A 2,696-nucleotide genomic window follows, 5' to 3' on the forward strand; every position below is an offset into this window, starting at 1 on the left:
TGCGATTTGCAGATGACCTGCGGGCGCACGCCGCCGAAGCCTTTGGCGTAGTAGATGTCCTCCTCGCGGATGCTAGGTATGATCTTGCGCGCGTTTTTGACGAAAAGCTTTTTGCCCCAAACGGGGATCTCAAAGCCGATATTGCGAAGCAGGAAATCCCTCACGTCACTATCGCCGAAGTTTTGCCAAAAGACCTTCGCTACATCGGCGCTGAAATTTAAAGACTGAAAAAACTCGGGGATCGAGCGACAGCCCTTGTAGCGCTCAAGCTTCGGCATCGTAAGCGCGGTAGGTCCGAATCTGGTGCAGCCACCTGCCAAAAGATCGGGGTCGCCGTGAAGCGCGGCAAACGGAAGCTTCGGGTTTTGCACCATGTAAACCTTGCCGTTTAGAAGCTTTTGCTTGGTTAGATAGAAGCTGCCCGCGATGCAGATCGTGCTAAGATCGAGCCCCAGCCCCATGCGGTGCGCGAGCCACAGCGAGTGCGCGCCGGCACATACCGCTACGAAATCAGCGCTTAGCGAGAGCTTGTTTGCGGTGCGGATATAAAATTTATCGCCTATTTTGGTGATATTTTGCACCTCGGAGTTTAGATACAGATCGCAGGTTTTGCCCTTTGTTTTTTTGGCGTTTTGCACGAAGGAATTTGCCATCGCGCCAAAATCTATCGTCGTATAAACTCCCGATTGAACGCCCATTGCGGCGATATTCTCCGCTCTTTCCTCGCCGCGCCCGTCAAATACCAGTTTGGGTTCGATTTTTTTTAGCGCTTCTTTGCCAAAAAGCTGCAAATACGGGTAAAGCTCTTTAAATTTCTCAAAGCGATCCTTTATTAGCTCCGTCTCATCGTCTCCTACGCCTAGAAGCAGCTTCTGCTCTTCAAATATAAGCTTGTTCGTAAGATCATATTTTTGGCAATATCTTACTATCATATCGGCGCTGCGCTTTACTTTGGCGGCCTTTTCGAGAGTGTAATTGGTCTCGATATCGCCGCAATGAATCGTCTGAGAGTTTGCGCTAGCCTTGGAATTTAGCGTCGCAAGCCCTTCGTATTTTTCGACAAGCGCGATACTTTTTATATCGCTAAATTCCGCCAGCACGTATGCCAGCGCGCTACCCGTTATGCCGCCGCCTACGATGAGCACGTCGTAATGTTTTTCTTGCATCTGCTCCCCCTTTAAATTTGATGCAATTGTGCTAAATTTTAACTTAAAACCCAGTTATAAAAGCGTGAATTTAGATGATTTTATATAAAATTCCGTCCAGTTCAAATTTTTGGAGCATTATATGAAAAAAACCGTTCTTGTCGGACTTTTGTTGGCCGTTTCGCTTTTCGGAGCGGATAAGAAAGATAAAATTTACCGCCTAAAGCTGGCTCAAAGCTACGAAATTTCAATGCCGGTCGTAGGTGATGCCGCTAAGCGCGTGGCCGATCTCGCCGATCAGATGTCGGGCGGGCGACTAAAGATCAGTATCGATACGCCGAGCAAGCACAAGGCCGCATTTGCGATCTATGACTTGGTAAGCGGCGGCAAATACGATATGGGCTACACCGCGGCGTATTATTACAAAGATAAAAATAGCGCGAATATGCTGTTTACGACGGTGCCATTTGGAATGACTAAGGATGAATGGAGCGCGTGGTATTATTTCGGCGGCGGCAAACAGCTTGCGGAGAAATTTTACGCCAAATCGGGTCTAAAGGTCTTTAACGTCCTAAACAGCGGTATGCAGATGGGGGGCTGGTTTAAAAAAGAGATCAATTCGCCCGAGGATTTAAAAGGGCTCAAGCTTAGAATTTCGGGCCTTGGCGCAGAGGTGATGAACCGCCTGGGCGTCGCGGTCGCTACGATCCCGCTAAATGAGCTGCAAACGGCGCTTCAGATGGGCACGATAGATGCGGTCGAGTGGGCGAATCCGGCGCTTGATATGGATCTTGGTTTTTATAAGGTCGCAAACTACTACTACACCGGCTGGCAGGAGCCCGCGAGCGAGCAGCAGATCGTAATAAGCCTAAGCGCGTGGGAGAGGTTGCCTGCCGATCTACGCGCTATTTTGGACGCTGCGATCGCGAAGGTGCGCGAGCAGGCGAGCAACGACGCGTTTTATAAAAATGCGATCCTGTGGGACGAGATGAAAAAAAAGTATCCAAACGTGCAGATTCGTTCATTTTCGCCAGAGATTATGCGAGCGCTTCGCAATGCGACGGATGAAATTTTAGCCGAGCAGAGCGCGCAAAACCCTGATTTTAAAGAGATTTGGGAGAGTCAAAAGGCATTTTTAGCCAAGGCTAGGGCTTACAGCAGCGCTGCGGATTTTGCATACATCGAAAAAACGAGCGCCGTAGAAGCTGAGCAGAATTTCACCGCCTCGGTCAAAGAGATTTCGGTGCCGCAGCCTATCAGCGCGCCCGGAGGCGATATAAACTCAAGCGCCGCTGCGCCGAAAACCGAAACCAATCAAACAAAATAATCTTTAAATTTACCGCGATCTATTGCGCCGAGACTGATGAAACTCGGCGCAGAATCAAGTAAAGGATCGCAGGATTGCGCGAGCTCGCTTAAGAATCGGGCGGGATCGCGCAAAATCGCAAGCTCGCGCAAAATTGAGTAGAATAGCGGATCGCAAGCTCGCGCGGGCAAAATTTTACTTTGCAAGATCTGCCGCCTCGCTTTCGGGGTCAAATTTTAAAATTT

2 protein-coding genes are annotated in these 2,696 nt (G+C 49.4%); one reads left to right on the forward strand and one right to left on the reverse strand.

Translation table 11 applies throughout. The features are described 5' to 3' along the window. On the reverse strand, window positions 1-1,166 hold a 1,166-nt coding region (locus Q0438_RS01700), incomplete at its 3' end, for an FAD-dependent oxidoreductase (RefSeq protein ID WP_299186613.1). Between the two features lie 121 nt (window positions 1,167-1,287). On the opposite strand from Q0438_RS01700, the gene Q0438_RS01705 reads away from it, so the two are divergent. Next, complete coding sequence (locus tag Q0438_RS01705) at window positions 1,288-2,472, forward strand: TRAP transporter substrate-binding protein (protein WP_299186616.1); 1,185 nt, start codon at window positions 1,288-1,290, stop codon at window positions 2,470-2,472. Window positions 2,473-2,696 lie beyond the last annotated feature (224 nt).

The organism is uncultured Campylobacter sp., assembly GCF_938030785.1.
Taxonomy (GTDB): Bacteria; Campylobacterota; Campylobacteria; order Campylobacterales; family Campylobacteraceae; genus Campylobacter_B.

Excerpts from the sequence above, each read along its gene's own strand:
- Q0438_RS01705 (WP_299186616.1), top strand. The coding sequence starts at position 1,288 with ATGAAAAAAACCGTTCTTGTCGGACTTTTGTTGGCCGTTTCGCTTTTC.